Annotated in this window: 4 protein-coding genes; 2 read left to right on the top strand and 2 right to left on the bottom strand. The window is 37.1% G+C overall.

The genetic code is table 11. The features are described 5' to 3' along the window. The coding region (locus VE944_RS01405; protein ID WP_324971190.1) for a type IV pilin-like G/H family protein at positions 1–496 on the top strand (496 nt) is incomplete at its 5' end. 194 nt (positions 497–690) lie between these two features. Further along, the gene (locus VE944_RS01400) at positions 691–2883 is read left to right on the top strand and encodes an O-linked N-acetylglucosamine transferase, SPINDLY family protein (protein WP_324971189.1); all 2193 of its coding nucleotides are present in this window, start codon (positions 691–693) and stop codon (positions 2881–2883) included. Between the two features lie 251 nt (positions 2884–3134). Here VE944_RS01400 and VE944_RS01395 read toward each other — a convergent pair whose 3' ends face one another. Together VE944_RS01395 and VE944_RS01390 are read right to left on the bottom strand one after the other, a co-directional pair. Next, positions 3135–6884, bottom strand: a complete 3750-nt coding sequence (locus VE944_RS01395) for a glycosyltransferase (protein ID WP_324971187.1) — start codon at positions 6882–6884, stop codon at positions 3135–3137. Positions 6885–6923: 39 nt separating this feature from the next. After that, positions 6924–7325 (bottom strand): tetratricopeptide repeat protein, encoded by a 402-nt coding sequence (locus VE944_RS01390; protein WP_324971185.1) that lies wholly within the window; start codon positions 7323–7325, stop codon positions 6924–6926. Between the last annotated feature and the right edge of the window lie 123 nt (positions 7326–7448).

The raw sequence follows: 7448 nt of genomic DNA, 5'->3' as shown, positions 1-7448 counted from the left end.
CCTTCAACACATCCTCAACAAAAAGAACGAAAATGAAGGTTTTACACTCATTGAATTACTAGTAGTAATTATCATCATCGGTATTTTGTCTGCGATCGCTCTACCTTCTTTCTTGAACCAAGCAGCAAAAGCTAAACAATCTGAAGCTAAAACCTACGTTGGTTCAGTTAACAGAGCGCAACAGTCTTACCGGATCGAAAACGTATCGTTTGCTGGCACTGTTGACGAGCTGCAAATTGGTATTCCTACCTCAACCGTGTCCTATACTTATACAATATCTCCAACAACTCCAACTAGTGAAAGTACAACTTTTAACGCAGCAGCTAACGATGCTAAGTCTCTCAAAAGCTTTGCTGGTGGTGTCATAATTCTCGCAAGTGGACAAACTTCTGCTGCTGCTTGTCAGACAACTGGAGTTACTTCTAGTCCTCCTGCAGTTGGACTGTCAACTACCGCTGGTGCCACCTGTGCCTCGGCTCTGGAAACTATGAAATAAGGTTTAATCCTTTGTGTTTAAAAATGCTAGATGCACTTCAATTCATCTAGCATTTTTTTTGATACAATTTCTTCACATAATTTAAGTGTTAAGAGGTGTTAATCCCTAAGTTAATTGGCATTTTGAAGCTTATTTAAAATCAGGTTTAATCTCACTTAGCAATAAATTTCCAAACAAGTTCAAGGTTTTCAATCATGACCACCGAGTTAGATAATCAAATTTCTTCAATCCCAACTTTGTTAACTATTCAACAATATGAACAAAATATTACTGAAAATACTAGGGAAGTTTATAATTATTGGTATTTAGGATTAGCCTTATTATTAGAAGGAAGAGAAGAAGAAGCGCAGATTACTTGGATGACTCCATTTCTCGAATTTGGAGAAGAAGAGTCAAAACAATGGCTGCAACAATTAACGGAAATTTTATCAAATGCTGCTCAACAACAAGAAGCCAATTCTAACTATAAAATAGCTTGGGTAGTTCGTCAACACATTAGAGAATTTGTTCCTGATGATATTAATAATCTTTTAAAAATAATTGAACTAAACATTGACTTAAAGATTCATGATCAGGAAACGAATCTTAATCAATTAATTAAAGCTATATCCCAACTAACAGAAACCCCTGTTTTTGATGAAAGTTTATTAGTTAAAGTGATTGAAAAGTTAGTTCATCCTGACCCGGCTAGTCCTCCTCCCTTTATAGATAAACTGGTTGAAGCATTTATACCTTATTTATTAACTTCTGAAACTATTATTAAATTATTGACAGAGAAAGCTGATGCCTATCATTATTTTTTTTACCAGCATATGTCAATTTATCTTGTAAAAATTGCGCTCCGGCTAGAACCTAATAATTTAGATTGTATTAGAAAACTTATTTCTCCCCTGCAAAGACTAGGACTAGATTATACTAAAGAGTCTATGTATTGGGCAAACAAATATTTAGAAATTTCTCAAGAACCTATTGATCAAATAGTCGGCACTCAATTTTTACTAGAAGCATTATTAACTTCTTGTGATAGTTGGGAAAAAACAGTTCAAGCTTACCAAAAATATAAACTGTTCTTATCTAATCTTGTCATCAGTCAAGTAGAAAGCGAAAGTTTAGTGCAAATTTTAGCTATTGGGGCTTTTTTACTATATATGGAAGATAATCCCCAAGAAAATAGATTAATTCGCAATAAAATAGCTGCTTTATGTCAAGAACTGATATCGAAAAAGTTTCCTGGATATATCAGCACTTATCAACAACGTTTTCTCTCACTTCGTCCTTCTTTGAGTGAGCGTCCCCTAAGAATAGGCTATTTATCAGGATGTTTTCGTACTCATTCTGTCGGTTTTTTAGCTTGGTGGTTATTAAAATATCATAATCGGCAACAATTTGATATTTATTTATATTCCTTAAGCGAGGTTTCTGAAGATCCACTACAACAAGCTTATAAAAACGAATTTGGTGATCATTTTTATCAAGGATATCTTCCGATAGTGACAGTTGCAGATCAAATTAACCAAGATGAAATAGATATTTTAGTTGATTTAGATAGTTTAACTTCCTATGGAAATTGCGCTATTGTCGCCCTGAAACCGGCACCGATTCAAGTGACTTGGTTAGGGTATGATGCGACTGGTTTCCCAAACGTTGATTATTTTATTGCTGATAACTACGTATTACCAGAATCAGCACAAGATTGTTATAGTGAAAAGATTTGGCGACTCCCTCAAAACTATATTGGTATTGATGGCTTTACTGTAGGAACACCAACTATTACCAGAGAATCTTTAAATATTCCTGATGATGGGATTATTTATTTTAGTTCTCAAACCGGATTAAAACGTAATCTCCATAATATCCGGTTACAAATGCAGATTATAAAACAAGTTCCTAATAGTTATTTTCTACTTAAAAGTCATCGATCTAACCATCAAGATTTAAAAAACTTTATTACGCCAATTGCTGAAGCTGAAGGGGTTGATTTGAACTGCTTAAGGTTTCTACCTTCTGCACCTACAGATATGGAACATCGTGCCAATTTAGCCATTGCGGATATTGTCTTAGATACTTATCCCTATAACGGTGCAACCACAACCCTAGAAACATTATGGATGGGTATCCCCATAGTCACCAGAGTGGGAGAACAATTTGCAGCCCGTAATAGCTACACAATGATGATGAATGTAGGTGTAACTGAAGGTTTAGCTTGGAGTGATGAAGAGTATGTAGGATGGGGTGTGAAGTTAGGTAAAGATGAGAAATTAAGACAACAAATTGCGTGGAAACTGCGACAGTCAAGGCAAACATCACCTCTGTGGAATGGTAAGAAATTTGCCCGTGAAATGGAAAATGCCTATCAACAGATGTGGCAGAAATATAGCGGTTCTTAATTACATGGAATATAGACCTAACCCCCAGCCCCTTCCCTTGCAGGGAAGGGGAGAAAGATTCAAAGCTTCTTTCCTTTTAGGACAGAGGAATGGAAGCGAGGTCATACAGCAGTCCTAAATCATATCATGTCCGGTTGATTACTTATTAAACCGAAAGAACCCCACCCCGCCAAAGCTACGCTTTGTCTCCCCTCCCCGCTTGCGGGGAGGGGTTGGGGGTGGGGTGCAATGACTATGGGAATCGTAACTAATTATGCGGACATGATATCATTTATGAATTGATTGCTCAAGCTATCAAGTTGACGAGATGGCAACTTAACAGCTTGTACTTGTGCTATGGCTTGTTGATCTTCGTGCTCCAAAACAATTCGAGCATGAATGCGAGGTAGCAAAGCTTCCCACTGAACATCAGCTAAATTTGCCACCGGAGAAATTTCTAACCCTTCAGTAATATCTAAATCTTCTTCCACCAAAAGATTCATAACCACACTAGACAAAAACAATTCGGCATCCTCGTCAGCAATCTTATCAGTGTCGATAAGTAGGGTAACTTTTTCATCACTAAAATGAGTTGCTATCGCTTTCATGACTCGTTGCAATTCTATACCCACTAACTCTTCTGGTTGTGACCAATCTGGGAAAATAATTAAATTAATTTCATTGAGGTTTAGAGACAGGAGAGTAGCATCAATCAAGGCAGAACTTACTGTTTGCGCCATTTTTGACCAAGAGAACTTTTTCGCCTGTGCCAAACCCGCAGTAGTTAAGGAGTGACGAATACTAGGCTTTTGCACCTCACAGAGCGCATTTGCCAGTTCATCCACATCATCATCATTCACATATATTGCTGCGTCTCCTGCTACTTCTGGAATGGAAGCATTAGGACAGGTGATAACCGGACAACCACAAGCCATTGCTTCAATCACAGGCATTCCAAAACCTTCATACTTAGAAGGATAAATTAGTGCTACAGCACCAGAATAAGCTATTGCTAACTCTTCATCACTTAGTTGCAGCATATAAACAATACTACCTGATGTGTAAGCTCTAAATTCAGGTACTAATAAACCGCCGCTTCCTGTACAAACAATATCAAATCCATAGCTATTGGAAAGTCTTGAAAAACCTTGGAAGAACAAAGTACTATTTTTATAACCACTTCCACCACCAACTAAAATAAAGTATGGCTTTGTAACCCCATATTTTGATTTAAAAGCATTAACCTCTTCGGATTTGCCTGGTGAAAAAGTACTGCTAACTCCGCAATGAGCAACAGTAATAGACTCTATAGATATATCAGTAAAACAGCGTGCCAAGTCATGCGCCGTATGTTCTGAAATTGCTATATAACCAGATGCATATTGAATACCCTGATGCTTTTCTCGCCACATGGGATTATCCATATCCCATCCCATAACTTCTGGAATCATGTCATAAGCCATGAATACAGAAGGCGTTGTAGTCGGCGTTGTATAGTAAGAAGAGATAAATAAATCTGTGCCTTCTTCATCGCAAACTTGCTGTAGCATTTCCCGGTCAGCATTAGTGTTGTTATAGTCATAATGTGGAATACTGCGATATCTAATACCGGGAATTTTGGGAGCAGTTCCAGCACGATCAAGGACAACAATATGTTTAGCAAACCCGTTATTCGCCCATTCTTCTAGCAAGGATTTCCAGACACGAGCAATACCAGTTTGGTAAAGTTGGAAAAATACACCGTCAATTATTATTTTAGGTAACAGTTTTTTACTGTTTATATTTGACTTTTGCAAATGTTCCGGGTTTAGAAAACTTAGGTTTTCTACTAATTTATCTTTATTAAAGTTAACTGCTATTGTCTGTCGAGATGCTTGTCCGAATTGATGACATAATTCTTGATTGCGGAATAACTGAATAACATACTCAGCAAATTCTTCAGCATTATCTGCAATAAACCCATTGACGCCATGTTCTATAGGAGAACTCTCAGCTACATTTCGTAAAGTGATCACAGGTACGCCATATGCCATTGCTTCTACGATTTTTACTTGCTGACCAGTACCTCCTATTAGTGGACAGATGGCAAAGCGACTTTCAGTATATAGTGGTTTAAGATCGGGAACAAAACCTAATAATTCAATACCTTTAACAGGAGCTAAGTGCTGGCAGCTAGAACCTACAACTCGTAAGCGAAATTCTGGTATTTGACTAAGTACGAGAGGCAGCACTTTTGTAGTGAAATATAAATATCCTTGGATATTGAATGGGTTAGGCCCGATTGCAAGCAGTGGCTCACCACAATAAGTGTTATTCAATCCTTCTGTGGTGAAAGTCATCGGAACATACTTAACCTGCGTTCGGTGGGTACGTTTTTGGATAAACTGTGCCTCTCGCAGAGCAATCGCAATTGTATAGTCGTACTGATCATATATCCAGTACTCTTCAGATGTAGCATCCAGTTGTAATCTAGAAAAGAAATCCTCATCTAGAATTTGGGGATCTATCTTATCTGAAGTATATGGAGGAGAATTTAGATATTTCCCAAGTGCTTCTCTCATTTGACCATTGAGTGTGATCAAGTCGATTGTGTCGATTATCGTGACTGCTGACTTAAACTCATCTCCAATAGCTAGTTTTGCCCAAAGAGCATAATTTATCACAATAATATCGGGTTTTATCTCTGTGAAAAGTTGACGAAACTTTTCGCATAATCCTGGCGGTGTGTAAAATTCCCAACTTGTTAATCCTTTACTCCCTGCACTTACCTCTGCCATGAACTGTCGGTCTGCTTGAGTACCTCTATAAAATTCGACATTGATACCAAGCTTATGCTGCAAATTTCGACTACTATCAATTTCCCAAAGATTATCGGTGATTAAGTTAGAACCAAATAAGGTAACGTCATATCCTAATTCCTTAATTCCACTCAATATTGTAAGACACCGTTGATGAGCGCCGGTTTTAGGAGGGTAAGGGTTGTGAGGGAAAAATACAAGTGCTTTTTTCTGAACAATTTGAGTGTCATTTTCTTTATTTTTATTTGTTGATTCTACTCTTAATGCTTCTTGATTGGATGAATCAGCATAACTAACATAAACCTGTGATTTAGCCGCAGGTTCCACCGGAGATAATGTTTTTTTATCCGAATCATCTTGAGGCTTTTTCAATACTGCTAGAATGCCATTATTGGCAAACTGCTTTCTTCCTGGGTAAAGAGTTTCTAGTCTTTTTTGAATTTCTTCAGGAATTTGGATTAAACCAATTGAATCAAGCCGTTTAATTTCAAATGAACTTTGATTTATGAATTCTATATAATCTTCTGTGAAAAATCGGTTTATATGAGGAGAATTATAGACATAGTAAGTCATTAAATCTGCTGTTTCTTTATTGGTAAATTGATATAAATAGCGGCAAAATTCCGCAGGTTTCATTAATAAATGTCCCCAAGGAGGAATCGGAGAGTTATGAAAATGAAAAGTTCTCTCTTGATTTACTTCCGTTATTTGTGGTAGGTGATGTCCATCATGTGCTGACCAAATAGGAGAAAAAACTGTAAATAGTTGACCTCCGGGTTTCAAAGCTAAAAACATTTTCTCCAAAGCTGATGGAATTTTATGAATATGTTCAAAAGCTGCTATGGAAAATATTAAATCATATTTATTGTAATATTCTAAAGGTAAATCTTCTATATTGGCTGCAAAAAAAGTATAATTATCCGATTTCTTGTTATTGAAACCTAAATTAGAAATTTCACTTAATTTAGAAAGAGAAGATGCTAGAGCAAGATCGCTAACTCCTTTAAGAGAATTCTCGTATTCAGGTGATTCTAAGGCAGTCCATGTTTTAGTATTTAAATAATCAAATACGAATTCTTTAGGTAAACTTCCGCCAACTTCTAAAATATCCTTATTAGTAAATCCTACTAATTGTTCACACCAGTAAGCAAAGTTTATATGGTAAGAAAGATTAAACTTGGCTTGACATTCTGAGATATTAAATTCAGTTAATTTGTTTTTCATAGCATTTATGAATTTATCTATTTCACTGGAATTAGCAACCTAATACCGATCGCCATTTCCCTCTTGCTTCTTAACCTGCTCTAATACAACTTTGTAATCTTGCCGATCAGGATGTAACTTCACCAACTTCTCCAAAAGTGCGATCGCACCTTTAGCATCCTTCAATTGCAACCGCAGCAAAGACAGTTTCTCTAAAGCAAGTTGGTTTTCTGGTTCCCGTTTTAAAACCAACTCGTAACCCCGCGCCTGTTGCTGTAATAATGACTCAGGAGAAGCAGATGCGATTGCTGGCTTAGGTTGACTAGCCTGTTGGATTGCTGGAATGACTGCAAATACTGTAGATCCAAAAAACGAGAACATCGACACTATCGTGACAATCTTTTGTCGCCGCCCAATCTGCTTTTTACGGGTAATTAGGTATTCTGCCTCTGAACTAGCCATGCCTCACACACTTGCTGCGGTAAATACTTAAGTATCAGCAAGCCTCCTGCTATGAGGATGCCCATCTGCCCAACAGAAACTAACATCTTCGCTAAAAATTTTTTACACAAACTTCAAATGCTG

Source organism: Nostoc sp. (assembly GCF_035638895.1).
GTDB lineage: Bacteria > Cyanobacteriota > Cyanobacteriia > Cyanobacteriales > Nostocaceae > Nostoc.
The sequence above is the reverse complement of the archived record's forward strand: the minus strand, read 5'-3'. Positions and strand labels throughout refer to the sequence as shown.

Bases quoted from the DNA above. Each gene is read 5' to 3' on its own strand.
- VE944_RS01400 (WP_324971189.1), top strand. From the start codon at position 691: ATGACCACCGAGTTAGATAATCAAATTTCTTCAATCCCAACTTTGTTA.
- VE944_RS01395 (WP_324971187.1), bottom strand. From the start codon at position 6,884: ATGAAAAACAAATTAACTGAATTTAATATCTCAGAATGTCAAGCCAAG.
- VE944_RS01390 (WP_324971185.1), bottom strand. From the start codon at position 7,325: ATGGCTAGTTCAGAGGCAGAATACCTAATTACCCGTAAAAAGCAGATT.